Genomic DNA, 26396 nt, shown 5'->3' on the forward strand with positions numbered 1-26396 from the left:
TTATGCCTGATGACCATAGCAAGTTGGTCCCACTCCTTCCCATCCCGAACAGGACAGTGAAACGACTTTGCGCCGATGATAGTGCGGGTTCCCGTGTGAAAGTAGGTCATCGTCAGGCTCTTACAGCCCAGAAAACCCCAGTCAGATATGACTGGGGTTTTTTGCTTTGGGATAACAACAAATCATCCCTTCTCGCTGACCCCCGGGTATTGACCATGCAACTACAAGACATTCTGTATTCCCAAGGTTTTGGTACGCGTCGTGTTTGCGCAGGCCTTATTCAGCAGGGATGGGTCTCGGTGCGTGAGGCATCTTCGCCCAATGCCGAGTACGTGCTCTGCACGGAGGCTACCGCAGGCTATGAGACTGAAGGACTGCTGTTACGTGTGCAGGGTGTGGATTGGCCGTTCCACGCCAAAGCCTACGTGCTGCTTCACAAACCCGCCGGCACGGAGTGTTCTCAGAAGCCTTCTACGTACCCCAGCATCTACACGCTTCTGCCTCCGCCGTTGCGCCAGCGGCCCACGAAGAGTGCGGTACAAGGAGTGCAGGCGGTAGGGCGCCTTGATCAGGACACAACGGGTATGTTGCTATTGAGCGATGACGGGCAATTCATTCATCGCTTGAGTTCGCCCAAGAAGCATGTTCCGAAGGTTTATCAAGTGACGACCAAACACCCGGTGGACGAGACACAGGTGTCGAAATTGTTGGCGGAGGTTGTGCTGGACGATGATCCCAAGCCGGTGCGTGCTGCAAACTGCTCCATCGTGGATTCCCATCGCTTGGATATGACGCTGACTGAGGGCAAGTACCACCAGGTCAAGCGGATGATTGCAGCGGTTGGCAATAGGGTGGAGGGGCTACATCGCTCTCGCATTGGAAGTATGGATTTGCCTGCGGATTTGGCCCCCGGCCAATGGCGATGGCTCAATGCTTCCGATTTGGCACTGTTGAACAGCAATGCTTGAGCATGTTATCTGGAGGAGTCGCCAGTCTTTTGACTGGCTCAGAGCGCGCGGCCGGGGCATTGTGCCTCATGTCGTTGATGCCTTGACTGCCGACGCTGGGAGAGCTCTGCTGGCAAGTTGTGGTCTCGCCCTGCGAGATGCCCTGGCACCCAAGGCAGCGTCAATACCGTGATGACCTGAGTCAAAGAGAGCATGATCACCCTGATGTTACGTGTTGTCGCTCGGGTCCGCGCTGGGCGCGGCGCTACACTTCAAGGCTGTGTTGAAAGTGGTTTTGTGAAGATTCTCTCGATTGCACGCATCTGCGTTGTGGCCCTTGGTGGGTGGTGTTACTCCTTGGCCAGTGTGGCGGCGGGCGCTCCGCCGCTTTTTGTACTCAATTCTCTGGAGGCCAACGTCAGCGTCATCGACCCGGTGACCTGGACTGAGACGGCCCGCATACCTACAGGTAAAGAGCCGCACCATCTGTATCTGACCCCCGATGAAAAGTCGATCATCGTGGCCAACGCGCTCGGTGACACGCTGACGTTTGTGGACCCCCGTACCGCCGAGGTGCAGCGAACCGTACGTGGGATTGTGGACCCCTACCATCTGCGATTCAGTCCCGACATGAAATGGTTCATCACGGCCGCCAACCGTCTGAATCACGTGGACTTTTACCGCTGGGACGGCAAGGACCTGACCCTGGTGCAGCGCGTGGCCACATCGCGCACCCCCAGCCATCTATGGATCGATAGTCGCAGCACCACCGTCTATTCGACCATGCAGGACAGTGACGAACTGGTGGCGATTGATATTGCCACCCAGACCATCAAATGGCGTATCAAAACAGGCCCCATGCCTGCGGATGTCTACGGCAGTCCCGATGGCAAGCACCTGTTTGTAGGACTGACGGGCGGTGACAGTGTGGAGGTGTTCGATATCTCCGGGCGTGAAGCGGTCAGCGTCAAGCGGATCAAGACAGGCAACGGTGCTCACGCCTTTCGCGCTGCTGGCGACGGGCACCACCTGTATGTGAGCAATCGCGTGGCCAACTCGATCAGCAAGATCGACATGAACACCCAGCAAGTCGTCGAGTCGTACCCCGTGCCGGGCGGGCCCGATTGCATGGATGTTTCGGCGGATGGCCGTTATATCTACGTCAGTTCGCGTTGGGCCCGTAAGCTGTCTGTGGTGGACACCCAGGCAAAGAAGGTGGTGCGCCAGGTCAACGTGGGTAAATCGCCCCACGGCGTATGGACCCTGCAACACGCGCCACGTTGAGCGCTGTACAGTCGGTCAGCGGTATGTTCCTCAGCGCTTTTCGTGGATCACGCAGCAGGCGTCGCGATGCTATTGTGTTGATAGCTATTTGGGCATGTTTCACTAGCGCTACCGCCCAAAATGACTGCAAAAAGCCCCTGTACTTGACCTTTGACACTGGCCACATGGAAGTGGCGCCTTTGGTGGCTGAGGTGCTCAGGCGCCAGCAGGTGCACGTGACCTTCTTTGCTGCAAACGAGCGCACGAAAGAAGGCGATGGAAGTCTTGGAGACCATTGGGCCCCGTGGTGGCGTGCACGCGCCGCGGAGGGCCATGAGTTTGCCTCCCACACCTGGAATCACACCTACTGGCGTGCCGATGCTGGCAGCGCGCCGCATCCGGCGTTTCGGGTCCGTCCCTCGGCGGGACAGCGTGAGGGTCAAAGCTTTGTGATGTCCGCAGCTGAATACTGCGAAGAAATTGCCCGTGCTGCGGATCGTTTGAAGGCCATTACCGGCAAGACGCCTTTGCCCCTGTTCCGCGCGCCTGGCGGCAAGACCTCTGCACAATTGATTGCCAGCGCGAAGGCCTGCGGTTACGCGCATGTGGGGTGGTCGCCTGCCGGCTTCTTGGGAGATGAGCTACCCAGTGAGACGGCCAGCAACACCGCGCTGCTGAACAAGGCGCTGCGTGATGTGCGCAGTGGCGACATCCTGCTGGCGCACCTGGGGATCTGGTCGCGCAAGGACGCCTGGGCGCCCGCTGTGCTGGAGCCTTTGATTGAAGGGCTCAAGCAGCGAGGGTTTTGCTTTCGTACCTTGCGGGATCATCCTGACTATGCGGCCGCAGCGGCTCAGGTTCGCTAGATGGGCTGTGGGATCAAGTTGGATTGCGTGCGCCGTGACTGAGGGCGCACGCGCCGCATGTTTGCATGATTAACCAGGTGCCAGGGAGCGCGACACGATGGGATGGCTAGGCGGTGTATTTGACAGCGTGCAGCAATGGCTTTTTGAGAGCGTGCTGCAGCCGCTGATGTTCACCACAGGGCTGGCCAGCCTGCTGGAGAACGGCTATGAGGCCTCCGGCTGGCTGCTGGTGGGATTGCTGCAGCTGGTGGTCATCGTGGCTGTGATTGGCCCCATGCAGCGCTGGTGGCCGGTGGAGCAGATCAATGACCGTGCCACCATCCGCACTGACATCCTCTACACCCTGATTCACCGGCTGGGACTGTTCCGGCTGGCGCTGTTTTTCACGGTGGATCCGCTGGCGGATTCACTGTTTGGTGCCTTGCGTGTGGCGGGTGTCAGCACGTTCCAGCTCGATGGCCTCTGGCCGGGTGTGACGGACATCTCCTGGGTCAGCTTGCTGCTGTATCTGGTGGTGTTCGATTTTGTGGACTACTGGATCCACCGGGGGCAGCATCACTTTGAGTGGTGGTGGCGCCTGCATTCGCTGCACCATGCACAGCAGCAGATGACGATGTGGAGCGACAACCGCAACCACCTGCTCGATGACCTGCTGCGCGACGTGATTCTGGTGACGGTGGCGCAGCTGATTGGCGTTGCGCCGGGGCAGTTCATTGCCATCGTGGCCATCACTCAGCTCAGCGAGAGCTTTCAGCACGCCAACGTGCGGCTGTGGTTTGGTCAGGTGGGTGAGCGGCTCTGGATCAGCCCCCGATTTCACCGGCGGCACCATAGCATTGGCATTGGCCACGAGACGGTCAAGCCTTCGGCCGAGGCAACATCGGGCCAAGCAGCAACGCCGCCGCGTGTGGTGCTCGGCGGGCACAACTTCGGGGTGCTTCTGCCTTGGTGGGACATGCTGATGGGCACGGCCAACTTTGAAAAGCGCTTTGACCCTACGGGCGTGCGCGACCAGGTCGAGCCGGGCCCCGATGGCCGTGTGCGCGACTACGGCGCGGGGTTCTGGTCCCAGCAATGGCGGGGCGTACTGAGGTTGCTGGGCAAGGCCTGAGCGGCTTGGCGGGCGCTGCCTGTATGCTTGCCGCCATGGGATTACTGCTTGATTCTTTCTGGCGTGCCGCTGCCTATTGCCTGCGTCCGCGGGTGATTGCGTTGTCGCTCTTGCCTCTGTTCTTGATCGCCGTTTTGGCACTCGGCCTGGGTTACTTCTACTGGGACGCGGCGGTGCAGGGGATGCGCGCATTGCTCGATGCGTCCTCGTTGCTGGCCAGCGTTTGGGGTTGGCTTCAGGGCTGGGGCCTGGGGGATGTGACTGCTGTCATGGCGCCGTTGATGGTGGTGCTGGCCGTGGCGCCTGTACTGGTGGTGGTGTCGCTGCTGGCCGTAGCGGTACTCATGACCCCCGCTCTGGTGGCATTGGTGGCTGCGCGGCGGTTTCCGGATATGGAGCGCAAGAAGGGCGGGTCTTTCATTGCGAGTGTGGCCTGGTCGGTAGGGTCCACGGTGTTGGCGCTGGTGGCGCTGGTGGTGTCCGTTCCGCTATGGCTGGTGCCGCCGCTGGTGCTCATCCTGCCGCCGCTGATCTGGGGTTGGCTGACCTACCGTGTGATGGTGTTCGACGCCTTGGCAGACCACGCCAGCAAGGAAGAGCGCCTGGAGATATTCCGCCGCCATCGCAGTAGCCTGCTGGGCATTGGTATTGTCACAGGCTATCTCGGGGCGGCGCCCAGCATTGTGTGGGCATCGGGCGTGGTGTTTGCCGCCGCGTTTTTTGTGCTGGTGCCGCTGGCGATCTGGATCTACACCCTGGTGTTCGCGTTTTCCTCGCTGTGGTTCACGCACTACGGTCTGGCCGCCCTGCAGCGCTTGCGTGCCGAGCGGTCCACCATGGCGCCGACGACCGGGCACGCCCCATTGGCCGAAGCGGCCGCGCATCCCAAAGACGCGCCAGCTCTGAACATGGCGGCACCCTCAGCCCCCGTGCTGCCGCCCCCTGCAAATCCGAACCCTGGAGACAATCCACCATGACCCCCACCTTTGGTCTCATCATCGTCGGTGACGAGATACTGTCGGGCAAACGGGCCGACAAGCACATGCCCAAGGTGATCGAGCTGCTATCGGCGCGGGGCCTGTCGCTGGCCTACGCCGACTATGTGGGCGACAGCCCGGACCGCATCACGGCCACTTTGCGGCGGGCGTTCGCGTCGGCCGATGTGGTGTTCTCGTGTGGCGGCATTGGCGCAACCCCTGACGACCACACGCGGCAATGTGCTGGACGTGCCCTGGGCCGGGATCTGGCCCTGCACCCAGAAGCCGAGGCGCTGATCCGCGAACGCATGCAGGATGTGGCGCGCGAGCAGGGCGTGCCCTATGAGCCGGATCGGTCCGATAACGTACATCGCCTTAATATGGGCATGTTCCCGGTGGGCGCGCGCATCATTCCCAATCCCTACAACAAGATTCCCGGCTTCAGTTGCGACGGGGCTGGGGGCGGTGCAGTGCACTTCGTTCCGGGCTTCCCTGTCATGGCCTGGCCCATGATCGAGTGGGTGCTGGAGCAGCACTACGCAGCCCATTTCAACCGGGCACCGCAGACCGAGCAGTCGGTGGTGGTTTATGGTGCGATGGAGGCAGCCTTGACGCCCCTCATGGAGCAGATTGAAAAATCGCACCCGGATGTGCGGGTGTTCAGTTTGCCCAGCGTAGATCATCCACAATATGGGCGGCATATCGAACTGGGTGTCAAAGGGCCAGCGTCCTCGGTGCCTGCTGCATGGCAGGCTTTGAAAACAGGATTGCACGAATTTGGTGCAAATTGCGGCCCTGAATTGGTGCGCAACCTGTGAGACTCAGATTTCGTAGATGGATTGCACCGTATTGGTGCTTTTTGGCGCATGCCACGCCGACCTGTCGCGGGTAGCGCTCCTTCATAGTGCGGTGCTGCACTCGGCTGGCACGCAAACTGCTTTTATTTCGGCAAACTCTTTTTTCAACAAGCGCTTTATCCAGGAGAACCTGATGGCCAAGACCGTTGCAGACGTGATGAAGATGGTGAAGGAGAACGAAGTCAAGTTCGTTGACTTCCGTTTCACCGATACCCGTGGCAAACAACAGCACACCACGGTGCCCGTCTCTCACTTCGACGAAGACAAGTTCACTTCGGGCCATGCCTTTGACGGCTCGTCGATCGCCGGTTGGAAGGGCATTGAAGCCTCCGACATGCAGCTGATCCCCGACCCGAGCACGGCCAACATCGATCCGTTCTTTGAAGAAACGACGCTGATCCTGACCTGCGACGTGATCGAGCCCACCGACGGCAAGGCCTACGACCGCGATCCCCGATCCATTGCCAAGCGCGCTGAAGCCTACCTGAAGGCCTCCGGCCTCGGCGACACGGCCTACTTCGGTCCCGAGCCAGAATTCTTCATCTTCGACGGCGTGCGCTGGAGCACCGAACCCAACAACACGTTCTACGAAATCGAAGAGTACGAGGCCCCCTGGAACACGGGCGCCAAGCTGGAAGGCGGCAACCGTGGCCACCGTCCCACCGTCAAGGGCGGCTATTTCCCAGTGCCTCCCGTCGACAGCACGCAAGACATGCGCGCCGAGATGTCCCTGATCCTCGAATCCCTGGGCATCCCGGTCGAAGTGTTCCACCACGAAGTGGCGGGCGCTGGCCAGAACGAAATCGGTACCCGTTTCAGCACCCTGGTTGAGCGCGCCGACTGGACCATCCTGCAAAAGTACGTGATCCACAACGTGGCCAACGCCTACGGCAAGACCGCCACTTTCATGCCCAAGCCTTACCACGGCGACAACGGCTCCGGCATGCACGTGCACCAGTCCGTCTGGAAGGACGGCAAGAACCTGTTCGCTGGCGACGGCTATGCTGGTCTGTCGGACTTCGCGCTGTACTACATCGGCGGCATCATTAAGCACGCACGTGCCCTGAACGCCATCACCAACCCCGGTACCAACAGCTACAAGCGCCTGGTGCCTCACTTCGAAGCCCCGGTGAAGCTGGCCTACTCGGCCAAGAACCGTTCCGCTTCGATCCGTATCCCTTACGTGGCCAACCCCAAGGGCCGTCGCGTGGAAGCCCGCTTCCCCGATCCACTGATGAACCCCTACCTGGGCTTCGCAGCCCTGCTGATGGCCGGTCTGGACGGCGTGGAAAACAAGATCCATCCTGGCGAAGCCGCTACGAAGGACCTGTACCACCTGCCTCCAGAAGAAGACAAGCTGGTGCCCACCGTGTGCCACAGCCTGGACCAGGCCCTGGAACATCTGGACAAGGACCGCGCGTTCCTGACCAAGGGTGGCGTGTTTACCGACAGCATGATCGACGCCTACATCGATCTGAAGATGAACGAAGTGACCCGCTTCCGCATGGCAGTGCACCCTGTCGAGTACGACATGTACTACTCCCTGTAATCGTCTGCCTGCAGACCATTGCTCAAGAAAAGGCGGCGCAAGCCGCCTTTTTTCATGGGCGGACGGCGGCGCTACCTGCGCCGAACGCGTGCGGCGGAACCAAGACGCCAGGTGTTGCATCCGTATACACAGCCCTTCAAGGGTCTGCCCTTGTTGGATTGGAGATGTAGGGTGATTGGGAGATACTCCCCTGTCCCCTGCATGTCAGTGCGAGGAAACCGAATGAATAAAACGCTCATCACCCTGCTCCTCATCGCCGCGACCGTCCCCGCAGTCCAGGCGCAAGACCGCATCTACCGTTGCGGCAACGAATACACCAACAATGCCCAGCAAGCCAAGGAGCGCGGCTGCAAGCTGGTGGAGGGGGGCAACGTTACCGTTGTGCAGGGCACCCGCCCGGCGTCTGCCGCAGCTCCTGCAGCGGGTGGTGCGGCAGCCCCGTCGTCTGCGACCTCGCCTGCCAACGCTCCACGCGTCAGCAACAACGAACAAAAATCCCGCGACTCGGATGCCCGCGCGATTCTGGAGTCCGAGCTGCGCAAGGCGGAAACGCGCCATGTCGAACTGCTCAAGGAATACAACAACGGCGCCCCCGAGCGCAACGCACTCGATCTGCGCAACCCCCAGCGCTACACCGAACGCACGGCCGAGCTCAAGGCCAGCGTGGCCCGCAGCGAGAGTGACATTGCGGGTATCAAGCGCGAGATTGCCCGCCTGCCTGCCCCTGCTGCACCCACCAACTGATAGCGGTGATTGCGTGTGAGTGCCCCTTCTTCCTCCGACCTTCCCGGCACTGACACCGGGCGTTTTCATTCCCTGGACCTGATGTCCACCCTGGTGGCGGTGCTGCGCGCTGACGATGGCGCGGTGCAGTTTGCCAATGCCGCGCTGGAAAACACACTGGGCCTCTCGCGCCGCACCCTGGAAGGGGCGGACTTCTCTACCTTCTTTACCGACCCCGCCTTGCTGCAGACGGCCTTGGCGGGCGCCCGGGGCAAGGACTTTGCCGCGCTGCGCTACGAGGCCAGCCTGAAGCGCCTGCACCAGGACCCGGTGCCCGTGCATGTTAACGTGGCCGATGCCGAGCAGGTGGGCGAAATCCTGGTGGAGCTGTGGCCGCTGGAGCAGCAGGCCCGCCAGGACCGCGAAGAGCGCCTGCGTGACCAGGCCCAGGCCAACAAGGAGCTGATCCGCAACCTGGCCCATGAGATCAAGAACCCGCTGGGCGGCATTCGGGGCGCGGCGCAACTGCTGGAGATGGAGCTCGATAACCGCGAGCTCACCGAATACACCCAGGTCATCATCCACGAGGCCGACCGCCTGCAAAGCTTGGTGGACCGGCTGCTCGCGCCCCATCGCCACCCGCATCTGGTGGGCGATGTGAACATCCACGAGGTGTGCGAGCGCGTGCGTTCGCTCGTGCTGGTCGAATACCCGCAGGGCCTCAGGGTGCAGCGCGACTACGATACCTCCATCCCTGAGTTTCGCGGGGACCGCGCGCAGCTCATTCAGGCGGTGCTGAACATCGTGCAGAACGCAGCCCAGGCGCTGTCAGAGCGCATCGCCAAGGGGGATGCCGTGATCACGCTGCGCACGCGTGTGGCCCGCCAGGTCACGTTCGGCCGACAGCGCTATCGGCTGGCACTGGAATTGCATGTCATCGACAACGGACCGGGCGTACCCGATGCCATCAAAGAGCGGATTTTCTACCCGCTGGTGTCGGGTCGGGACGGCGGATCAGGGCTGGGGCTGACGTTGGCGCAAACCTTCGTGCAGCGCCACCATGGGTTGATCGAATGCGACAGCGTATCGGGTCGCACCGACTTCCGAATCCTGATCCCCTTGCCCTGACAGCGCATGACGGTCCCTGACACGCAACCACAGGGAAGGTAAGAAAAACATATGAAGCCGATCTGGATAGTAGATGACGACCCCTCGATCCGCTTCGTCCTGGAAAAGGCGCTGGCCCGCGAGAACCTGCCCACGCGCAGCTTCACGCACCCGCGCGAAGTGCTGGACGCACTGGCCGATGTCACCGCAGGCGACCCCGCGCGCCAGGGCCCCCAGGTTCTGGTGAGCGACATCCGCATGCCCGGAGGTTCGGGCCTGCAACTGCTGGAGAAGGTGCGCGAGCTGCAGCCCGGCCTGCCCGTCATCATCATGACGGCGTACTCCGACCTCGACAGCGCGGTGTCGGCCTTCCAGCGCGGCGCGTTCGAATACCTGCCCAAGCCGTTTGACCTGCCCAAGGCGGTGGAGTTGATCCGCCGCGCGGTGGAAGAAAGCCAGCGCGAAGAAGTCACCGAAGAACGCCAGACCGCGACCCCCGAAATGCTGGGCCAGGCGCCCGCCATGCAGGACGTGTTCCGTGCCATCGGGCGGCTGTCGCAAAGTCAGGTCACGGTGCTCATCACCGGCGAATCGGGCTCGGGCAAGGAGCTGGTGGCGCGCGCGCTGCACAAGCATTCGCCCGTGGCAGACGGCCCTTTTGTGGCCATCAACACCGCAGCCATTCCCAAGGACCTGCTGGAGAGCGAACTCTTCGGCCATGAGCGCGGCGCCTTCACCGGCGCCCAGACCCAGCGGCGCGGCCGCTTCGAGCAGGCCGAGGGCGGCACGCTGTTCCTCGACGAAATCGGCGACATGCCGTTTGATTTGCAGACGCGCCTGCTGCGCGTGTTGTCGGACGGCCAGTTCTACCGTGTGGGCGGCCATGCGGCCGTCAAAGCCCATGTGCGCGTGATCGCCGCCACCCACCAGAACCTGGAGCAGCGCGTCAAGGAAGGCGGCTTCCGTGAGGACTTGTTCCACCGCCTCAACGTGATCCGCCTGCGCCTGCCCGCGCTGCGCGAGCGGCATGAAGACGTGCCCATGCTCACGCGCCACTTTCTGCAGCAAAGCGCGCGGCAGCTGGGCGTGGAGCCCAAGCGCATTGCCGATTCGGCACTGGCGCGGCTGGAGCAGTTTGCCTTCCCGGGCAACGTGCGCCAGCTGGAGAACATCTGCCACTGGCTCACGGTGATGGCGCCTGCCCAGGTGATCTCGCTGCAGGACCTGCCGCCCGAGGTGCTGGAAGCCCCGGTGTACCAGCCGCCCGTGCGCGCCACGGCGGGCGCCGAGCCTGCGGCGGCCACGGTGACATCGATGCCGGTGGCCCCGCTGGCGCCCGTTGCGCCAGTGGCGCAGCCTGCACCCGAATTGGTGGGGGGCCTGCACCCTGCAGCGCAGGTGTCCGCTCCAGTGTCGGCGTCTGCACCTGCGGCCGTTGCGTCCTGGTCGGCCGACGCCGCCGCGGCCCCTGTGGCTGCTGCCAACAGCTGGGAGCAGGCACTGGAAACCGAAGCGCAAAAACTGCTCGCAGGCGGCCAGCCCGAGGTGTGGGATGCGCTCACGCGGCGCTTTGAGTCGCGCCTGATCCGCACGGCCCTGGTGGCCACCCACGGCCGTCGCATGGAGGCCGCGCAGCGCCTGGGCATTGGGCGCAACACCATCACCCGCAAGATCCAGGAGTTGGGGCTGGACGCGCCGGATGAAGTATGAAAATGGCCGCAGGTGCATGTTTATCATGCCTCTGCAGCTATTGAAATCGTAGCAATACAAGGTGCCACTATATCGCTGGTGGCATCGCTGTAACCCGGCCCGGATGCGCGCTGCGCATCGCACTGCATGGCGGGCCATGTCCTACATGCAGGCCCTCCCTGGGCCGACCCGGCACTCCGGAGGTGGCTTCAACAATGAAGTCACTGTCAACCAACCGGAGATGTTCCTATGTCGGATTTCAACGATGCCAACCGTGACCCCTTGACCAATGAGCCAGGTGCTCACCCCGTCGGAACGGGCGTGGGCGCCGCCCTCGGGGGCGCCGCTGCCGGGGCTGCTGCAGGTGCTTTTGGCGGCCCGATCGGCGCTGCCATTGGTGGCGTGGCGGGTGCTGTGGCGGGCGGCCTGGCAGGCAAGGCTGCTGCCGAGGCCGTCAACCCCACCGAAGAAGACGCGTACTGGCGCGAGACCTACCACCGCGAGCCCTACTACGTGGGCGGCCGCACGTACGACCAATACCGTCCTGCCTATGAACTGGGCTGGTCGTCGGTAGGCCGCTACGAGGGCGACTTTGACGCCATCGAGCCGCGCCTGGCGGACGACTGGCGTGCACGCCACGGCAGCGACGGCCTGGCCTGGACCGATGTGCGCCCGGCCACCCGCGCCGCGTGGGAGCGCGCCGCCAACCGCACTGCGCTGGCCAGCGACCGCCCGATGGACGTGATCGACGCCGAAGACGTGGTCGATGTGCTCAACGACCTGCTGGAGTCTGCACGTGACGGCGAATACGGCTTCCATGCCTGTGCCGAGCACGCAGAGTCGGGCCAGCTCAAGGGCATCTTCCAGCGCCACTCGCGCGAGTGTGCGGCTGCCGCCGTGGAGCTGGAACACGAGATCCGCCGCCTCAATGGCGACCCCGCGCAGGGGGGGACCGTGGCGGGCGCTTTGCACCGGGGCTGGGTGTCGGTGAAGACCGCTTTGTCCACCCAGGACGACAAGGCCGTGCTCGAAGAGTGCGAACGTGGCGAGGACGCTGCGGTGGCCCGCTACCGCAAGGCGCTGAAGGCGACGCTGCCTGCCGATGTGCGCGCTCTGGTGGAGCGCCAGGCCCAAGGCGCCCAGCGCAACCACGACGAGGTGCGTGCGCTGCGCGACGGGTTCTCGCCCCGGCCCTGATCCCAGGTGCCAAGGGCGACCCTTGGGTAAACCGCACCTGACCGGGCGTCGGTTGCTGCGCTGAGGGCTGACCCCAAGAAAAAGGCTGCCAGAGCATTCCTCTGGCAGCCTTTTTTGCATCGCGTGCGGAGCGGCTCAAGGGTGCATCAGGCGCTCATCGTGACAACCACCGGCGCATGGTCGCTGGGCTGTGGGTTCTTGCGCGGGGCGCGGTCCACCACGCAGGCCGTCACCGTGGGCTTGAGGGCCTCGCTCACCAGAATGTGGTCAATGCGCAGGCCCCGGTTTTTCTGAAAACCCAGCATGCGGTAGTCCCACCAGGAATAGCTCTTCTCGGGCTGCTCGAACATGCGGAAGGCATCGGTCAGCCCCAGGGCCAGCAGGGCCTGGAAGTGGTTGCGCTCTTCGGTGGTGTGGTGGATGGTCTCGCGCAGGCCCTCGGGGTCGTACGAGTCGCGGTCTTCGGGCGCCACGTTGAAGTCGCCCACCAGCACCAGGCGCGGGTGGGCGGCCATCTCGGCGCGCACCATGTCCTGCAGCGCCTGCAGCCAGCGCATCTTGTAGGCGAACTTTTCCGAGCCCGGCTCCTGGCCGTTGACGAAGTAGCCGTTGAGCAGGCGCAGCGGGCCTGCCGACGTGTCCAGCGTGGCGGCGATGACGCGGGCCTGCTCGTCGCCAAAGGCGGGGATGTTGCGCACCACATCGCGCAGCGGGTGGCGGCTCAGGATGGCCACGCCGTTGTAGGTCTTTTGGCCGAAGGCCACGGCTTCGTAGCCGACCTCTTTCAACGCGTCGTGGGGAAACTTGTCGTCGGTGAGCTTGAGCTCCTGCAGGCACAGGGCATCGACCGGGTTGGCGGCCAGCCAGGCCAGCACCTGGGGCAGGCGCACCGACAGGGAGTTCACGTTCCAGGTGGCAATTTGCATTGGTAGTAAAACCTTATTTGAATCAACGGGTTGCGCTTGTTGTGTTGGGATTTTTACAGCTGGCTACCCAGCTAGCTACCCGAATTTATTGCCCTTGGCGAACCGTGCGCCGTGGGCCTACTTGGCATTGTCGCCTGCCCGGGATGCCAAGTAATCGTGGATGCTTTTCGCCGTGATCCGGCTGGCGCGCTTGCCGACTTTCACCAGCGTCAAGTGCTTGTCGTTGACCAGCCGGTAGATGGTCGAGCGTGAGACATCGAGCTTTTCTGCCGCCCGGTTGATCTGGTACGCGAGTTGGTGTTGTGCGGTGTTCATGCTGTGCTGGCTCCTTGCATTTCACGGGGTTGGCACGAACTGGCGGGCAGGGCGAAATACGCGGCGCCCGCTGCTGTCGGCTTGTGGTCGATTCCTTGGAGCAAGCCCTTGCGGTGCAGGGCCTGCAGGGTGCGGTGGTCTTTGGAGGGCTGTTGCCCCACCGTGGCCCGCCATAGCGCGTTGCGCTGGGCGGGCGAGAGGGAGGGGCGCGTGGTCATGCATCCCCCAGCTTGGCGCGCATTTCGATCTGGTACGCGGTGCGCCAGTCGGTGGGAAGGCGCCCGGTTTTCACCAAGTAGGCCAGCACCTCCTTCTCGTCATAGACGCGGTACGGGGTGCCCCACTGAATAGCGGCCTGGTTCGTGATCTTGCGAAGGGACAGGGGGTATTTCTTGCGCCATCCGATCTTGACGCGCGCTTTCTTAGGCCACTGGAACGGCGTGCTGCTGCCCCGGCTGGTAGTGCCAGACAGGGAAATGTCGTACCAGCGCTCGCCGTCCCAGTAGCGTACGCTGTGGATCTTGGAGCTGTTGATCCGCGTCACGTAAACATCGGGCTTGTGCGGTGCGGAGGCCAGCCAGGTGTAGTCGATCTTGCTCATCCTTCACCGCCTTCCAGCTCGATGCGAGCACGCTCCTGTATGGTGGCCAGTTCGGCGCGTTTGTTCTCGATGTGCGCGCGGATCACGGATTCGGCCAGCACGGGCGAGACATTGAGGATGCGGTGGGCGTTCTCGCCGCTCGGGATTCCAAGCTGCAGGTGCCGGGGTTGGCCGAAGGCGTCTCTGATGGTCGGCGCTGTCTTGTCCAGATGTTCGCGCTCTCGGATAGTCTTCATGTCATCGAGCAGCTTCTGGCCCGCTTCGAGTTCGCGGTAAGCGTGGTAAATCAGGGCGGCTGTTTCTTGGGTAATCATGGTTTTGTCCTTCCCGGCCGCTTCCGCAGCCAGGTGAAATGCGGGGGCATGCCCGCTGCTTGATAGGTGGCCCACAGCGGCGCCCCGGTGGGGCAGCGCTGCAGGTGGTTGGGGTTGGCGCCGGCCGCGCGACAGGTGGGGCAGCTTGCGTGGTGTGCCTGGTAGGCCTTGTCTGCGGCGTCCCAGTCAGGGGCGGTGGTCATGGGGCGGGGAAGCCGTCCCAGGTGCGGCCGTCGAGCAGGCGACCAGCGGCCTTCTTGCCGATGTGGAACATCGTCATGGCCCCGGCCGGGAATGCGTTGGGCTCCAGAAAGTGATGCACGCTGCCGTCCAGGTGCTGAACCGTGCTGTTCACCGTGCAGCGACGCCCATGGATTTCGTTCAGGTTGTCCTGGCTTTCGTGCGGCTGGGCGATCACATTGGGCTTGTAGAGCGCGCCGTGTTCCTCCTCTTCCATCTGGCTGATGGGCTTCCAGTCGCCCCACTGCTTGAACAGGAACGGAACGCCAGCAGCCTCGCACTGGTCGCGCAGGCTGCGGGCCCAGTCGGGGTGCATGGGGCGAGCGCCAGGGCCGCTCTCGCCGCCGACGATCACCCAGCTCACGGAGTCGTTGCGAGGCGTGCACCATGCGCCCATGTGCTGCTCGGGCTTCGCTGTGTCGCCGTGTGTGCACAGCCAAGCGTGAAGGTTGACCGGCCCCAGCAGCGGCTCCATGCTCAGGAACCGCACGCGGGCGGGCACCCGACGCAGCTTTGGAATGTCGCGGTCGGCCTCGGGTTGATTCACGATGGTGGCGCCTAGCCAAACATTGCTCGGAGGGTTGGTCCCGAACGCCCATTGCGTGAGCCACAGATTCAACGCGCCCGTGCCTACCGTGGCGTTTGCCGCATCCATCAGCATTTGGCTCACGTTGCCCACGCGCTTCGTCAGCAGTAGCCAGTCAAGATTCGGTGTTTGGCGGATGAGGTCAAACAGGTCGATGCGCCACTGTGGGTCTACTGCGTTGTCGAACACATCGGCCAGGGATGCGCAGAAAACCCGCTGGCGGCGGCCGTGCTGGGACATGAAGGCATCGGCCTGGGCATCCCAGCGCAGGGGCATCTTCCAGTTGGCTTCCTTGGTGCGCACGCGCGAATTGCCTGGGCCCCACACGGCCACGCCCATGCGGGTGTCCATGAGGTTTTCGGCGTAGCAGTGGTCGCAGCCTGGGCCGACTTTGGTGCAGCCAATCCAGGGATTGAAAGTGTGATCGGTCCATTCGATCTTGGTGTTCTCGGCCATGTGGCTCTCCAGAAATGACAAACCCCGCATGAGCGGGGCAGGTGATCGGAATAACATCGGTCCAAACAGTGGAGGGAGCCGATGAAGATTGCTTTTGAAATTGACGCGCGCCTGGTTGTCGTCACTTCCCTATTCGGAGTGGTCGGGCTATTTGCACTTCATGCTGCGTATCCATGTCTTTTCGTGTTCTGGCCAAAAACGTCGCAAGATTTGGCGGCCTGGGTTCAGGCCGTTGGAGCAATGCTGGCATTGGCCATCGCCATAGCACTTCCATGGAAGGAGCGACAGAGGAAAAGGAGTGAAGAGTTGCAGAAAGCAGCAGACGATGCTGACATCACAATCAGATTTCACTCGGAGGTCTTGCAAACCAATGAAGGGCTGTTGCGCGTTGCTCTTGCTCATCTGCCAGCCGGCGAGCATGAATCGAGGCCTGACGCCAGGATCCAAGTTTTGCGCTCTATTCGCTCACTGCGCGCTATCAAATTCGATCAGATCCGTACTGTCGCAGCGCATGATCCCGACCTAGCAAAACACCTTGCAGATTTTCATTGCGAGCTGGATTTTTTGGTTGGGATACTTGATCGCAACGACGAGACCGCTCTTCTTTTTCATGCGAAGAGCGTCAAGCATCGACTGACGTGTTTGACTGAACTAGCCTCCAAAATCCGGGAGCGAACAATTTCCGTATAGAGCAGAAGCGCCGTGTACGGGGCGGGGCCTGTTAGGCAGACGGTTCCTTGGCTTTGAATAGACGGCTCTGAATCCGTTTGGTCTCGGCCTCGATCATTGGCTTGGCGATGGAACGCATTTCTGTGGCGTCACGGCAAGCCCACCAGGCAACCATGCATTCCACGGTGTCGTAGTCGGTGGTGGTGATGTCGGAGAACGCATCCCAATCCACTCGGCGGTCAAAGGACGTGGCCACGAAAGCATCAGACTTCGCCAGCATTGCCTCGATGGTGCGGATGCCACCGTTGACGCCTCGATAGCGCTTGTTTTCGAGTGCCCAGGCCATCAGGAAACGCCCCTCGGCGCTGGTCGATGGACTGCTCTGAACGCCGATAGTCAGCATCTGCTCGGCAGCGTGCGTGAAGCCGCTCCCGCAGTTGCATCCCATGAAGCTCATGAAAGAGGCGCACACCGAGGCCTCGCGCTGGCCAACGCTACTGCCCGTGCTCCAAAGGATGGAATGCAGGCGGTTTGGGTCGGCGGCCATGTAGTCCTGCCAGAGCTGCAGGTAGATGCCCTCGCCGGGTGTGCCCGCTCGCGGTGGGCGGATGGGGGTGTGCAACAGCTCCAGCAGTTCTTCCTGATCGCCTCCCATCACGCACCTCCTTGCTTGCGGGCTGCGTCGCGGCACGCTTCGTCAGCGGTATGGCCTTGGCCCTGCGCCAGCACCTTGCGGTCCGGGTTGACCACGGGCGGCATGCACAGGGGTTTGTCGGTGATCCATGCCATCCAGCCGGTCGCGCGGTGGTAGCACAGCTCGAAGTAGGCCGACTCGTTCTGGTCAAGGACTGCGGCGTGCTCTGCAATCAGCGCTCGGATCGGGTCCGCATCCTCCAGCACGCTGTCTGCCGCCTGGGCGGGTGGGGTGGGGGCGGCTGCTTTAAGAACCCGCTCGGCGCGAGCGCGCCACACATCGACTTCGCATTGCCGCAATGCAGCCCACTCGGGCTCACCATCCGGGTTGTCAATGGCATGCAGTTCCTTCGCAGCGGCAATGATCTGGTGCAGCGTTGCCCCCGCTGGTGCCGTCACGCTGTCTGCCGGGGCACGGGCTGCGCGGTATGCGTTGATGGCGGCGCGGGCAATCTCTGCAACTCGCTCCCCGTCTTCGGCCACTAGCAAGAAATCATCGCTGCCCATAGTGCCGTAGCTCCATGCTGACCAAGTGCGCGTGCAGTCATAAGCGTCTCCAAGCGCGGCTGCTACGGCGTCCACAACAGACTCTGGCAACTCCATGTCTTGCACTGGCGCTGGCTGGCTGTCTGCCTGGGGCGTGGTGGACGCAAAGTACGCGCGCAGGCTCTTGGCCATGCGTGGCGTAACGGCCATATTCACGCTGTGTCCACCGAAGCCCAGCTGCGCGAGTGCTGTGCAAACCTGAATCGGTGTGGTCCCGAGGTCGGCGGCAATGTCACGAACCAGCAACGGCAGCGGCGCTTCGCCGACCGGTGCCGCAGCCGATGGGGCGGGCTGCTGTGCCTCTACCAGGGCGACAGGCTTGTACTCAATGACTTCCTGATAGTCAGGGACGAAGTGATCGCCAATGCGGAATCCCGACATGACCGTTTGGTCTGCCCAGACCAGCAACCCGCCAGGCGCTCCTGATGACAGCAGTCGATAGCCGATGAACTTGCCGTCGCCGCCGTATGCGGCCTCTACACGCAGCGCTTCTGGCGCCCCTTGTTGGTTCGTCATGTCTATTCCTCAATATTTGGGCGCAGCGCTTGACCAACAAGCGCTAGCAGCTATGTTTTATGCAGCACTACGCGGCCTTGCGCATCGCGCCGTTGGCCGCCTCGGAGTAGTTCGCCGCCACGATCAGCCGCATGGGCAGCGGGCTGACGCTGTTGCCAGCCATCCGCACCTGGGCGGTCTTCGTGAGCTTCTTTCCGCTGGATGTGCGGTCGATCACGTAGTCGGGCGGGAAGTCCTGGGCGTTGTAAAGCTCGCGTGGGGTGAGCATGCGCAGCGTGATGTCCACGATCACCCAGGGCTCGCCCTTGAGCCACACCGTCACGAGCGCCAGGCGGTCGTGCGTGGTGATAGTGGTCATGGGGTCGCGCGGGTCTGCCCACTGGCCGCCGCTGGCGTGGTAGCGCATGAGGAAGGCAGCGCAGCGCAGGGCGCCCGCCTCGTCTTCCTTGCCCAGCTCGTACTGCACCAGGGCGTGGTGTTCGCCGCCCGCAGATACCACGGGCACCGGGTCGCGCGCATCGCGGCCGATGCTGTGCTTGCGCAGGGTGGTGAGGTGGGCCACGGCCAGTTGCTGCTGGCTGCCGCTGGTGGTGATGGTCGATACCCCGTTGCGCAGGTCGCGGGCGTGCACGGTGTTGTGTCCGCCGTTGGCCTGCACCATGAAGGCCGTCGCCAGGCTCTGGCCGCCGCCGCTGGCGGTGACTGTGCCCACGGGGCCCGTCACGTCGTTCACCCCGTAGCTGCGGCGCTTGCTGTCGCCGGAGCCTTCGCCGTGGCCTGCCTGCACAAGGTAGGCAGACGCCACCGCGTGTTTGATGCCGCCCGCCACCATCGTGCCGATGGCTGACTGAATGTCCATGGCGCGCGGGGCCTGGCCCTCTGCCTCACCGTAGCCGGTCTGCACCAGCGTGCGCGCCGCGCCGTCCACGATGAACGGATCTTTGCTCTCCAACACGAACCGCTTCATGCCGTAGGCGATGCGCCGCATGGTGGCCTCGGCCAGCTCCTTCTTGCGGCCGAAGATGCTGGTGCCCGGGATGCTCCAGTCGATGCACTCGGCGGCCTGCTTGTACGGCTTGAGCTTGCCCGTGGGGTTCTTGGCGTGGGTCAGCTCGGGCCAGACGATGGGCAGGCCATCGCAGCGGGCGATCATGTAGAGCCGGGTGCGCGTGCTGCGGCAGCCCACCTTGGCATTGCAGATCACCCGCCACTCGACCTTGTAGCCCATGGCCCGCAGGCCTTCCACGAAGTGGTCCCAGTTGTGGCCCTTGCGCGTGGGGTCGGGCACCAGGAACTGATTGCCCCGGGGCACTACCTCGCCGGGGTCGGCCACGCGGTAGGTGGGCTTGCCGTTGGCGCCTATCACCTTGTCCAGAGTGATGACGCGGCCGGTGGCCGGATCGCGCTTCGCCACCAGTGGGGACCACTGCAGCATCTGCTCCACGTTCTCCAGCGTGATGACATCGGGCCGGGTCTTGCCCGCCCAGCGGTGCACCATCCAGGCCAGCGAGCGGATCTCCTGGCTGCGCGGCTGGCCGCCCAGCGCTTGGCTGTGGTGGGTGCAATCTGGGGATGCATGCAGCAGGCCCACGGCCTCGCCGCGCGTGACTGCCAGAGGATCTACCCGGCGAATGTCCTCCCGGTAGTGCCGGGTCTGCGGATGGTTGATCTCGTGCATGCCGATGGCGTCGGCGTCGTGGTTGATCGCCACATCGACGTGCCGGCCAATGGCCTGCTCGATGCCGGTGCTGGCGCCGCCACCGCCGGCAAAGAGGTCGATCACCAGTTTGGCGGACAGGGCCAGGATGAATTGAGGTGTGAGCATGGTTCTTCCGGTTGGGCCCGGGGCGGGCCAGAAACGAAAGAGCCCGCGTGGTGCGGGCTCTGTGTGGTGGGGTTGCTGCGGTCGTCGTTGTGCTGGGCCAGCAGTTCCGGCTGGCTTTTTTGTCCGTCAGTAGCTGCGCCAGGTGGGCTTTTCGGGGAGTAGCCCGTAGCGGATCGCGTCCACCATATCGCTGCGAGGGCGCGCAGGCTCCACGCCAGGCCCGCGCTCGTATTCGGCGGCCAGAATTTCCAGCGCCATGGTGGCCATGCGCTCGGTGGTTTCCATGGCCTTGATGTTTTCGCGGGCCGATGCGATGCGCGACTCGATCACTTCGAGGTACACATTGCGCTCGGTCTTGGCCTTCACCCTGTCGCGCTGGGCCTCCAGGCGCCGGATGGACTGGCGCAGCGTGGTGGCCTTGACGGCAGCACCGGCACGGCCTGCCTGCAATGCTTCGCGCACGCCTTCCACGGGGTCATCCTTGTCGATGTCCACCGCCTCCGCGAACAGTTTGCGGATCAGCTCTCGGGCGCCTTCTTCCTCGGTTGTGGCCTGGCCGTCTTCCCCGGCGTCGTAGCGTGCACGGCGGGCGGGGTCGGTCAGAACTTCCTTGGCCTGGTTCAGGGCCTGCATGCGCTCATGGTTCCCGCCACGGTCTGGGTGCGCGTGGCGCGCGGCGCGGCGGTATGCACGCTTGATGTCGTCCAAGCTGGCATCAGGTGCCACGCCCAGCGTGGCGTAGTGATCGGGGCGGCTCATACCCGCAGCAGGCTCGCGGCCAATCGGTCGAACGCAGGGGAGGGTGTCTCGCCCAGCTTCTTCATGATCGTGGACAGCTCGCGCACGAGGATGGCCTGCGGGTCTTTGGGCTCGTTCCAGAGCGCGGGCTCCTGCACGTTCAGAGTGGTCATCACCAGCTTCATGTCTGCCTCGGTCACAGCGGTACCGACATGCTGTGCCGCCTGCAGCGTCAGCCCTTCCAGGCTGGAGAACGCGGACATTTTTTGGCCTTTGAGCCATTCGCAGGCGCGGTAGAAGGCAACGGGATCGAGCGCGGCTTGAGCAGTGGTTTTGGTCATGGTGATGGCGTCGGGTTTGGGTGTGGTTCGATTGGTGATGACGGGCACTGGCAGGGCGTTTTCGCGGGCGAAGCGCTTCATGGCGCTCAGCTCGTTCAAGTCGCCGCGTGCGTCGCTGCGCGAGCCCATGCTGATACTGAAAACGCGCTCCGCTCCGTTCTCTGCCAGGCACAGCAGCGTGGCCCGGTTGGCTTTGCGCTCGTAGCGCACGGGGGAAAGGCCGGCTTGCTCGGCCATGGTGTGGATGTCTCTCTGTCGTCGTTCCATGGGTTCTCCAGGCAATCAGGACAGAGCGCGGCGCGCCCTGTGCTCATGGCCCGGCCTGCCCGCGGGTGGCGGGCGGGGCTTGGGGGTTAGGTGTTGGGGGTGCCGTTGAGGATCGGCAGCTTGGTTTCGTCAGCGATCTGCTTGCGCAGCTCTGCCACGGCGGCCTCGATGGTCTTGTGCGGGCGGATCAGTTCGATCCACATGGTCAGGCGGCCACCGTCTTGAATGCGGTAGCGCAGGCGCACATTCAGCTGCCACTTGGCGCCGTTTTCAAACACCGGGATGCCGATGATGAATTCCTCGGGCACCTTGAGCTGACCCTTCTGCGCGGTGCCCTGAACGTCTTCCTCGTAGGTGAACTGGTGCGAGCCGTCCGACAGGCGGATGGCGCTGGCGAAGTTCACCTTCTTCTTGGCTTCCAGGGTGCGGCAGATTTCCAGCAGGGTGGCGCCGTCCGGGTTCACCACGTCCACCAGGTTGTTTTCGATGAACTGGGCCAGCTCCACCTGGGACTTGTGAACGCCGTTCATGCCGTTCCATGCCTTCCACTCGGGCGACAGCGGCGCGTTGTAGCGCGCACGGTGGTCGCCCCAACCGGCTTCGGCGCCGATGTGGTTGAACACGGCGGTGAAGGTTGGCGGGTCGATGGTGCTGAACAGGCGCGTTCTGCTTTCCGCCTTTTGGTCGTTGACCACGGCGATGAAGCTCTCTGCGTCGTTCAGCGTGGTGGTGCCCTTTTTGCGGGTCGGCGCTGGGAGCAGGTGAGACAGCTCCTTGAATTCATAGCCCTCGGGCAGGATGAATCCGGGGGTGCCAGCAAACTGGTAGCCGCCCTGATTGCACGCGGCCAGCTCGTCGCGGGCTTCGGTTTCAGTTTTCTCTTGTTGTCCCATGGGTTTTCTCCTGGTTGGAACGGGTTGATGGAATGGGGATCAGTGGACGGCGCGCAGGGGTTGCGCGTCGTCGGCGGCGGGCGCCGTGCGCAGCTCGGTTCGAGCGGCGGCTTCCTGGTCGGCGGTGCGCAGGCCGTCCAGCGTGGTTTGGCGGGGGTTCTCGCGCTGCAGGTTGTTGTCCGGCGTGGCGAACATGAGGGTCTTGCCGCGCGTGGGCTGCGGTACCTTGGCCTTCACATCGGCTTCCAGCTCCACCTGGCCGGTGTTGCCGATGGGCTTCACCTTGATCTTGATGGTCAGCTCGCCGGATTTGCCGGTCTGTGTGCCCGCGTGCACGATGTCCTGCAGCGCGTCGGTGGCTTCCTGCTCTAGGTTGCCGAAATCCAGCTGCTTGAAGAAGTCGGTGAACGGCTTGCGCTTGGTCTGCAGCGTGGGCGATTTGAGTGTGGTACTCATGGGTCACTCCAAAAAAATGGCCCGCACAGTGGCGGGCCGGTTGCGGGAATGGGGCGACGGCGAGGGCTTACTTGCCTGCCAGGGTGGCGAAGGTGGACAGCGCGGCGAGAACGGTGTTCTCCACGTAGCGGATGCCGCTCATGGTGGCGGCGGCCTTGGGGAAGGTGTTCACCGGCTGCTCGCCCAGCTTGCGCACGTTGATGATGAAAGCGGCTGCCAGCAGGCGGGTGTGGCCTTCCAGGCTGTCAGGGTCGAAGCCGGGCTTGGCCATGCCCACCAGCTCGGCCACATCGGGCGGGATCTCGACAGCGGCGTTGACGTGTCGGTGCTCGGTTTCTTCTGCCGCTTCGGCAGTGGCATTTACCTTCTGCTCGCCCGCCGTGGTCGGGTGGCAGGCGTCGCAGGTGGGGTCATCGCACTTGGCTGACAGCAGTTCCTTGAGGCCAGGGGGAAGACCATCGGCACCAGGGGCGGTGTCGGGAATGGAGGCGATGATGTCTGCCAGCAGCAGGGCTGCCAGCATGGCGCTCATGGGAGGGCGGGTAGAGGTTGCGGACATTGAGGTTCTCCTTGAGATAGGCAAAAAAAGACCCGCAGAGGGCGGGCCGGTGGGGTGGTGAGATCAGTGTTTCTTGGCCCGGCTTGCGCGCTGGTCGTCGTAACCAGAGAACAAAGGGTTCAACTGCTGGCGCAGGTCTATCCGCTCATCCAGGGCTACACCAGCGCAAGCCATTGCAGAGCCAGCGGCATACAGCACGCCGTAGAGAGCGGTGAATACGCCATGTGCGTCAGAGCACTCGTTCATCAGGTCAATGACCTTGTCAGCCAGATCGCCTGCGCCGCCAGTCTTGATTTCTTTGGTAGCGCGGTGCACACCGGGCTTGTTCGGGTCAGTCGTGTCGCTCATGGATGCTCCTTGGGGCATGAGAAAGCCCGCACGCGGCGGGCTTTGGTGGTGTTGGGTGCTGGAGTGAAAGGTCTGGATCGGTCCCGGGATAGTTACGCGGCTGCCTTAGCCTGCACGGCCTCGATGTGGCGCACCATGGCGGCCAGGATCAGAGGGAAATCGGCCTCGCGGTACACGCCATGGGCACCCACCTTGCCAGCGGGCTCAAAGCCCAGGATGCGCAAGCCCTCGGCGCTGGTGGTGATGGCGCCGCCCAGGCGCTCATTGATCGTGCCCAAGTTGAGGCCAGGAGCAGCGGCTTCCACGACAGGCGCGGGGGCTGGGGCATTGCGGGCGGCGGCCCAGCTGCTCACGCGCTGGCGGGCCGGGGCGAGCGGGTCAACGGGCTCGGCCGCAGGCAGGGCGGCGGGTTCGTCGTCGCCCCATGGCTCCACCTCGAAAGCCACCGGGGCTGATGCGGGCGCTGATTCGGTCACAGGTGCAGGTGCGGGGGCGGGCGCCTGGGCAGCCAGTGCGGCACGGGCTTCCTCCAGTTCGCGCTGCAGTCGTGCGTTCTCGATACGGGTCTTCTCGCTCTCGACCATGGCCAGCAGGCGTTGCACGGTGGCAAGGCACGCAGCTTCGGCCTCCTGCGCGAATTCCTCCCATTCCTCGCCAAAGGTCATATCGCCCAGGGCGGCAATAGCCTTCTCGATCACCTCCACCGGCTGGCCCTCGGCCTGCTCCACGTAGGCCTTGAGCTGTTCGATGTTGGCGCGGTGGGCGCCGACACGCTCGGCCTCCTTGCGGTCGCGCTCGGCCTTCTCATCGGCCTTGCGCTTTTCCTCGGCCTTGATCTGGGCATCAATGGCATCCTCGACCGGCTTCACGATGGCAACCAGGCGCTCCACTTCGTCGCCCATCACCTTCTTGAGTTCGTTCACGTCGGCTTTCACGGCGGCCTCGGTGCGGGTCAGCATGCGCCGGCCATCGTCGCGCAGCTCGGCACGGGCAGCCTTGGCATCGTTCATGCCCTTTGTGGTGGTCACGTCATAGACCACATTGCGGTACTTTTCGGCCATGGCCCGCAGCCCGGCCTCGGTTTCCTTGAACTGCGCCAGCACGGTGTCCTTGATGGACATGGGCTTGGTGGCGATGTTGCTGGCCTGCTGTTGCGCCACGGCGGTGGTGGGGGTTGCGGTTTCAGTCATGAAATCTCCTCAGAAAAGGGTGGGTAGCAGCACGCGCGAGGCGGCTGTGCTGGAAAGTTGTGGGGGTGGGGTGACGACCTTGGCCTGAACGTCGATCACGTCCATGCGGTGTGTGTCGTCAAACTCGCGGATCAGCTGCTCGTAGTACGAACGGGCGGCCTCACAGCGGTGGCGGATCAGCGATTCCTTCTGGAAGTCGCGTTCAATGACCCAGGTGGTAATCCGGTGCTGCGGCGGGATGTGGTCAACCAGGTGGAGCTCCATGGGCTCGTTGCGGATCAGCTCGTCCGGGGTGTTCACCATGACGTAGTTCACCTCCCACTCGTCCGCGTCCCAGAGCATCATGTAGCCGCGCATCTGCCAGTCGTAGAGCGGGTCGATGGCGTCAACGGTCCATGCCGGGAAGGTCTTGAGGGACCATGGTGCTTTGATGTCGTGCCCACGGCGCCGGGGAGCGTCGAACAGGTCGCACTCGCCGGTGATCCACTCGTTGCGGCGGCGCTCGGTGTTCTTCGCCAGATTCAGGCCGCGCACCTTGTTCAGCAGGGCGATGGCGGTGTTCTCCACCGCAATGCCCTTGTCGGTTTCCTTGCTGGAAACCTCAAACTCCACGCTGAACAGTTCTTCCTTGACCAGCTGGCGGATGTAGGAGCGCGCCCCTATGGACAGGTCGCCCTCGGCCTTGGTGCGCGGCTCCGTCATCAGGTGCCCCAGGCTGGAGCATCGGAAACGAATGTCACGCATGGGCGGGTTGTGCTGGAGGGTCAGCGGGCAGGCTGTTGCCGTGCTGGGTGATGATGTGCATCAGCGACTGGTAGCCCGCGAAGTCATTTGCAACCTTGAACACGTCTTTCGCTTTGCGCATCACATCGGTGAGCGCAGCGCGTGTCTTGGTGGCCTTGACCTGCTCTGTCCACTGCTCCAGCATCGTTTGTTCAGGCGGTGGGGCACTACCCGCCCCATCGTCGTCCTCGTCGCTCTCTGCCGTGCCGGTGATGAGCTTGAGCGTATGGCGTGACAGGTAGGTGGTTGTGGACACGATGGCTTGAATCGCGTTCTTTCCCCCGGACTCGTCAGCGCGAGCTTCCAACGTGACCGATTCCTGGTGGCCCAGGCGGTGACGCAGGATGCAGGACACGCGAATCAGGCCGTTTGACTGCTCGGGCTTCCACGACCAGCCGAAACCATGGCGCGAGAGGGCGGGGCCCACCGCGTCAACCACATCAGACAGCTCGGCGTGCATGTAGGTGGTGCGGCCTACGCGGGTTTCAAAATCCACCAGCTTGCTCTTGGTGATCTTGATGTTCTCGGCCTTGAAGGCGGCCAGCGCAAGGTTGTAGGCCTTCTCGGCTTCGTGGCGCTCCCACTGCTGCTGCAGCTCCATCATTCGCTCGATCTGATCGAGGTTTGCACCCCGGCTCAGTGCCATCATCATCAGCGAGGCGGGCGCGGTATCGGCCATCTGCAGGGAGCTGGGCTCGGCGGTGGCCAGCGGGTGATGGTGGGGCTGGCGTGGTTCCAGCGTCAGCACATCGGCGGTTGCTGTTGCGGCGTCGTTCATGTGAACCTCACGGAAGAAATGGTTGGTGAACCCAGGCCATGTAGAAGGCCAGGGCAGCGGCATGGAAGAA

The 26396-nt window shown here is 63.4% G+C and carries 30 protein-coding genes and 1 rRNA gene; 13 read left to right on the forward strand and 18 right to left on the reverse strand.

Features of this window, described 5'->3' with window-relative positions; all coding sequences use genetic code 11:
- Positions 1 to 5: 5 nt before the first annotated feature.
- The 12 genes from rrf (at position 6) to IB236_RS12815 (ending at position 12286) form a co-directional block, all read left to right on the forward strand.
- A 5S ribosomal RNA gene (rrf, locus tag IB236_RS12760) occupies positions 6 to 118 on the forward strand.
- A gap of 97 nt (positions 119 to 215) precedes the next feature.
- Positions 216 to 968, forward strand: a complete 753-nt coding sequence (locus IB236_RS12765) for a 16S rRNA pseudouridine(516) synthase (protein ID WP_192421053.1) — start codon at positions 216 to 218, stop codon at positions 966 to 968.
- Between the two features lie 276 nt (positions 969 to 1244).
- A complete protein-coding gene (locus IB236_RS12770) occupies positions 1245 to 2231 on the forward strand; it encodes a beta-propeller fold lactonase family protein (protein WP_192421309.1) in 987 nt (328 codons plus the stop codon).
- A gap of 23 nt (positions 2232 to 2254) precedes the next feature.
- Positions 2255 to 3076 carry a polysaccharide deacetylase family protein gene (locus IB236_RS12775; protein WP_192421054.1) on the forward strand — a complete coding sequence of 274 codons (822 nt, stop codon included), beginning with the start codon at positions 2255 to 2257 and terminating at the stop codon, positions 3074 to 3076.
- Between the two features lie 97 nt (positions 3077 to 3173).
- Complete coding sequence (locus tag IB236_RS12780; protein ID WP_056743692.1) at positions 3174 to 4187, forward strand: sterol desaturase family protein; 1014 nt, start codon at positions 3174 to 3176, stop codon at positions 4185 to 4187.
- 35 nt (positions 4188 to 4222) lie between these two features.
- Positions 4223 to 5164, forward strand: coding sequence for an EI24 domain-containing protein (locus tag IB236_RS12785; RefSeq protein ID WP_192421055.1), 942 nt, complete (start codon positions 4223 to 4225; stop codon positions 5162 to 5164).
- The gene (locus tag IB236_RS12790; RefSeq protein ID WP_192421056.1) at positions 5161 to 5982 is read left to right on the forward strand and encodes a molybdopterin-binding protein; all 822 of its coding nucleotides are present in this window, start codon (positions 5161 to 5163) and stop codon (positions 5980 to 5982) included. Before IB236_RS12785 ends, IB236_RS12790 begins: the two co-directional genes overlap by 4 nt.
- A 172-nt stretch (positions 5983 to 6154) precedes the next feature.
- Entirely contained in the window at positions 6155 to 7570 is a 1416-nt protein-coding gene (gene glnA, locus IB236_RS12795; protein WP_056067757.1) for a type I glutamate--ammonia ligase, read from the forward strand.
- Between the two features lie 222 nt (positions 7571 to 7792).
- On the forward strand, positions 7793 to 8314 hold the full coding sequence (locus IB236_RS12800) for a hypothetical protein (RefSeq protein WP_192421057.1): 522 nt from the start codon (positions 7793 to 7795) through the stop codon (positions 8312 to 8314).
- Between the two features lie 81 nt (positions 8315 to 8395).
- Positions 8396 to 9421: a nitrogen regulation protein NR(II) gene (glnL, locus tag IB236_RS12805; RefSeq protein WP_192421310.1), complete on the forward strand. Its 1026-nt coding sequence runs from the start codon at positions 8396 to 8398 to the stop codon at positions 9419 to 9421.
- A 51-nt stretch (positions 9422 to 9472) separates the two neighbouring features.
- The gene (gene ntrC, locus IB236_RS12810) at positions 9473 to 11110 is read left to right on the forward strand and encodes a nitrogen regulation protein NR(I) (protein WP_192421058.1); all 1638 of its coding nucleotides are present in this window, start codon (positions 9473 to 9475) and stop codon (positions 11108 to 11110) included.
- 228 nt (positions 11111 to 11338) lie between these two features.
- The gene (locus tag IB236_RS12815) at positions 11339 to 12286 is read left to right on the forward strand and encodes a PA2169 family four-helix-bundle protein (RefSeq protein WP_192421059.1); all 948 of its coding nucleotides are present in this window, start codon (positions 11339 to 11341) and stop codon (positions 12284 to 12286) included.
- A 146-nt stretch (positions 12287 to 12432) separates the two neighbouring features.
- Here IB236_RS12815 and xth read toward each other — a convergent pair whose 3' ends face one another.
- From xth to IB236_RS12845, 6 genes are all read right to left on the reverse strand, one after another.
- A complete protein-coding gene (xth, locus tag IB236_RS12820; RefSeq protein WP_192421060.1) occupies positions 12433 to 13212 on the reverse strand; it encodes an exodeoxyribonuclease III in 780 nt (259 codons plus the stop codon).
- Positions 13213 to 13329: 117 nt separating this feature from the next.
- Positions 13330 to 13527: an AlpA family transcriptional regulator gene (locus IB236_RS12825; protein WP_192421061.1), complete on the reverse strand. Its 198-nt coding sequence runs from the start codon at positions 13525 to 13527 to the stop codon at positions 13330 to 13332.
- A complete protein-coding gene (locus IB236_RS12830; protein WP_192421062.1) occupies positions 13524 to 13745 on the reverse strand; it encodes a hypothetical protein in 222 nt (73 codons plus the stop codon). Before IB236_RS12830 ends, IB236_RS12825 begins: the two co-directional genes overlap by 4 nt.
- A complete protein-coding gene (locus IB236_RS12835; protein WP_192421063.1) occupies positions 13742 to 14128 on the reverse strand; it encodes a hypothetical protein in 387 nt (128 codons plus the stop codon). The genes IB236_RS12830 and IB236_RS12835 overlap by 4 nt, the downstream gene beginning before the upstream one ends.
- The gene (locus IB236_RS12840; RefSeq protein WP_192421064.1) at positions 14125 to 14442 is read right to left on the reverse strand and encodes a hypothetical protein; all 318 of its coding nucleotides are present in this window, start codon (positions 14440 to 14442) and stop codon (positions 14125 to 14127) included. The genes IB236_RS12835 and IB236_RS12840 overlap by 4 nt, the downstream gene beginning before the upstream one ends.
- Before the next feature lie 199 nt (positions 14443 to 14641).
- A complete protein-coding gene (locus IB236_RS12845) occupies positions 14642 to 15724 on the reverse strand; it encodes a phage Gp37/Gp68 family protein (RefSeq protein ID WP_192421065.1) in 1083 nt (360 codons plus the stop codon).
- A gap of 81 nt (positions 15725 to 15805) precedes the next feature.
- Here IB236_RS12845 and IB236_RS12850 point away from each other — a divergent pair, with 81 nt between their 5' ends.
- On the forward strand, positions 15806 to 16414 hold the full coding sequence (locus tag IB236_RS12850; protein ID WP_192421066.1) for a hypothetical protein: 609 nt from the start codon (positions 15806 to 15808) through the stop codon (positions 16412 to 16414).
- 31 nt (positions 16415 to 16445) lie between these two features.
- On the opposite strand, the gene IB236_RS12855 is transcribed toward IB236_RS12850, so the two are convergent.
- The 12 genes from IB236_RS12855 to IB236_RS12910 all read right to left on the reverse strand — a co-directional run bounded on the left by IB236_RS12855 (position 16446) and on the right by IB236_RS12910 (position 26326).
- Entirely contained in the window at positions 16446 to 17048 is a 603-nt protein-coding gene (locus IB236_RS12855) for a hypothetical protein (protein ID WP_192421067.1), read from the reverse strand.
- Entirely contained in the window at positions 17048 to 18148 is a 1101-nt protein-coding gene (locus tag IB236_RS12860; RefSeq protein ID WP_192421068.1) for a hypothetical protein, read from the reverse strand. The genes IB236_RS12855 and IB236_RS12860 overlap by 1 nt, the downstream gene beginning before the upstream one ends.
- Before the next feature lie 67 nt (positions 18149 to 18215).
- A complete protein-coding gene (locus tag IB236_RS12865) occupies positions 18216 to 19973 on the reverse strand; it encodes a DNA cytosine methyltransferase (protein ID WP_192421069.1) in 1758 nt (585 codons plus the stop codon).
- 126 nt (positions 19974 to 20099) lie between these two features.
- Complete coding sequence (locus tag IB236_RS12870) at positions 20100 to 20732, reverse strand: DnaJ domain-containing protein (protein ID WP_192421070.1); 633 nt, start codon at positions 20730 to 20732, stop codon at positions 20100 to 20102.
- Positions 20729 to 21289, reverse strand: coding sequence for a hypothetical protein (locus IB236_RS12875; RefSeq protein ID WP_192421071.1), 561 nt, complete (start codon positions 21287 to 21289; stop codon positions 20729 to 20731). Before IB236_RS12875 ends, IB236_RS12870 begins: the two co-directional genes overlap by 4 nt.
- A gap of 116 nt (positions 21290 to 21405) precedes the next feature.
- Positions 21406 to 22212, reverse strand: a complete 807-nt coding sequence (locus tag IB236_RS12880; protein ID WP_192421072.1) for a DUF2303 family protein — start codon at positions 22210 to 22212, stop codon at positions 21406 to 21408.
- Between the two features lie 39 nt (positions 22213 to 22251).
- Positions 22252 to 22668 carry a hypothetical protein gene (locus tag IB236_RS12885; RefSeq protein ID WP_192421073.1) on the reverse strand — a complete coding sequence of 139 codons (417 nt, stop codon included), beginning with the start codon at positions 22666 to 22668 and terminating at the stop codon, positions 22252 to 22254.
- Between the two features lie 67 nt (positions 22669 to 22735).
- Positions 22736 to 23227: a hypothetical protein gene (locus IB236_RS12890; protein ID WP_192421074.1), complete on the reverse strand. Its 492-nt coding sequence runs from the start codon at positions 23225 to 23227 to the stop codon at positions 22736 to 22738.
- A 63-nt stretch (positions 23228 to 23290) separates the two neighbouring features.
- Positions 23291 to 23575 (reverse strand): hypothetical protein, encoded by a 285-nt coding sequence (locus IB236_RS12895; protein WP_192421075.1) that lies wholly within the window; start codon positions 23573 to 23575, stop codon positions 23291 to 23293.
- 92 nt (positions 23576 to 23667) lie between these two features.
- On the reverse strand, positions 23668 to 24765 hold the full coding sequence (locus IB236_RS12900; protein ID WP_192421076.1) for a hypothetical protein: 1098 nt from the start codon (positions 24763 to 24765) through the stop codon (positions 23668 to 23670).
- A gap of 9 nt (positions 24766 to 24774) precedes the next feature.
- Positions 24775 to 25509 (reverse strand): hypothetical protein, encoded by a 735-nt coding sequence (locus tag IB236_RS12905; RefSeq protein ID WP_192421077.1) that lies wholly within the window; start codon positions 25507 to 25509, stop codon positions 24775 to 24777.
- Positions 25502 to 26326, reverse strand: a complete 825-nt coding sequence (locus IB236_RS12910) for an ERF family protein (protein ID WP_225581139.1) — start codon at positions 26324 to 26326, stop codon at positions 25502 to 25504. Before IB236_RS12910 ends, IB236_RS12905 begins: the two co-directional genes overlap by 8 nt.
- Positions 26327 to 26396: the final 70 nt, after the last annotated feature.

Source organism: Acidovorax sp. ACV02 (assembly GCF_014851475.1).
GTDB lineage: Bacteria > Pseudomonadota > Gammaproteobacteria > Burkholderiales > Burkholderiaceae_C > Acidovorax > Acidovorax delafieldii.

Bases quoted from the DNA above. Each gene is read 5' to 3' on its own strand.
- IB236_RS12815 (WP_192421059.1), top strand. From the start codon at position 11,339: ATGTCGGATTTCAACGATGCCAACCGTGACCCCTTGACCAATGAGCCA.
- glnL (WP_192421310.1), top strand. From the start codon at position 8,396: ATGTCCACCCTGGTGGCGGTGCTGCGCGCTGACGATGGCGCGGTGCAG.
- IB236_RS12885 (WP_192421073.1), bottom strand. From the start codon at position 22,668: ATGAGTACCACACTCAAATCGCCCACGCTGCAGACCAAGCGCAAGCCG.
- IB236_RS12880 (WP_192421072.1), bottom strand. From the start codon at position 22,212: ATGGGACAACAAGAGAAAACTGAAACCGAAGCCCGCGACGAGCTGGCC.
- IB236_RS12840 (WP_192421064.1), bottom strand. From the start codon at position 14,442: ATGATTACCCAAGAAACAGCCGCCCTGATTTACCACGCTTACCGCGAA.
- IB236_RS12780 (WP_056743692.1), top strand. From the start codon at position 3,174: ATGGGATGGCTAGGCGGTGTATTTGACAGCGTGCAGCAATGGCTTTTT.
- IB236_RS12850 (WP_192421066.1), top strand. From the start codon at position 15,806: ATGAAGATTGCTTTTGAAATTGACGCGCGCCTGGTTGTCGTCACTTCC.
- ntrC (WP_192421058.1), top strand. From the start codon at position 9,473: ATGAAGCCGATCTGGATAGTAGATGACGACCCCTCGATCCGCTTCGTC.
- IB236_RS12765 (WP_192421053.1), top strand. From the start codon at position 216: ATGCAACTACAAGACATTCTGTATTCCCAAGGTTTTGGTACGCGTCGT.
- IB236_RS12875 (WP_192421071.1), bottom strand. From the start codon at position 21,289: ATGGCCGAGCAAGCCGGCCTTTCCCCCGTGCGCTACGAGCGCAAAGCC.
- IB236_RS12790 (WP_192421056.1), top strand. From the start codon at position 5,161: ATGACCCCCACCTTTGGTCTCATCATCGTCGGTGACGAGATACTGTCG.
- IB236_RS12775 (WP_192421054.1), top strand. From the start codon at position 2,255: ATGTTCCTCAGCGCTTTTCGTGGATCACGCAGCAGGCGTCGCGATGCT.
- IB236_RS12785 (WP_192421055.1), top strand. From the start codon at position 4,223: ATGGGATTACTGCTTGATTCTTTCTGGCGTGCCGCTGCCTATTGCCTG.
- IB236_RS12895 (WP_192421075.1), bottom strand. From the start codon at position 23,575: ATGAGCGACACGACTGACCCGAACAAGCCCGGTGTGCACCGCGCTACC.
- IB236_RS12800 (WP_192421057.1), top strand. From the start codon at position 7,793: ATGAATAAAACGCTCATCACCCTGCTCCTCATCGCCGCGACCGTCCCC.
- IB236_RS12870 (WP_192421070.1), bottom strand. From the start codon at position 20,732: ATGAGCCGCCCCGATCACTACGCCACGCTGGGCGTGGCACCTGATGCC.
- IB236_RS12890 (WP_192421074.1), bottom strand. From the start codon at position 23,227: ATGTCCGCAACCTCTACCCGCCCTCCCATGAGCGCCATGCTGGCAGCC.
- IB236_RS12865 (WP_192421069.1), bottom strand. From the start codon at position 19,973: ATGCTCACACCTCAATTCATCCTGGCCCTGTCCGCCAAACTGGTGATC.
- glnA (WP_056067757.1), top strand. From the start codon at position 6,155: ATGGCCAAGACCGTTGCAGACGTGATGAAGATGGTGAAGGAGAACGAA.
- IB236_RS12830 (WP_192421062.1), bottom strand. From the start codon at position 13,745: ATGACCACGCGCCCCTCCCTCTCGCCCGCCCAGCGCAACGCGCTATGG.
- IB236_RS12860 (WP_192421068.1), bottom strand. From the start codon at position 18,148: ATGACGAACCAACAAGGGGCGCCAGAAGCGCTGCGTGTAGAGGCCGCA.
- IB236_RS12900 (WP_192421076.1), bottom strand. From the start codon at position 24,765: ATGACTGAAACCGCAACCCCCACCACCGCCGTGGCGCAACAGCAGGCC.
- IB236_RS12855 (WP_192421067.1), bottom strand. From the start codon at position 17,048: ATGGGAGGCGATCAGGAAGAACTGCTGGAGCTGTTGCACACCCCCATC.
- IB236_RS12910 (WP_225581139.1), bottom strand. From the start codon at position 26,326: ATGAACGACGCCGCAACAGCAACCGCCGATGTGCTGACGCTGGAACCA.
- IB236_RS12905 (WP_192421077.1), bottom strand. From the start codon at position 25,509: ATGCGTGACATTCGTTTCCGATGCTCCAGCCTGGGGCACCTGATGACG.
- xth (WP_192421060.1), bottom strand. From the start codon at position 13,212: ATGCAAATTGCCACCTGGAACGTGAACTCCCTGTCGGTGCGCCTGCCC.
- IB236_RS12825 (WP_192421061.1), bottom strand. From the start codon at position 13,527: ATGAACACCGCACAACACCAACTCGCGTACCAGATCAACCGGGCGGCA.
- IB236_RS12845 (WP_192421065.1), bottom strand. From the start codon at position 15,724: ATGGCCGAGAACACCAAGATCGAATGGACCGATCACACTTTCAATCCC.
- IB236_RS12835 (WP_192421063.1), bottom strand. From the start codon at position 14,128: ATGAGCAAGATCGACTACACCTGGCTGGCCTCCGCACCGCACAAGCCC.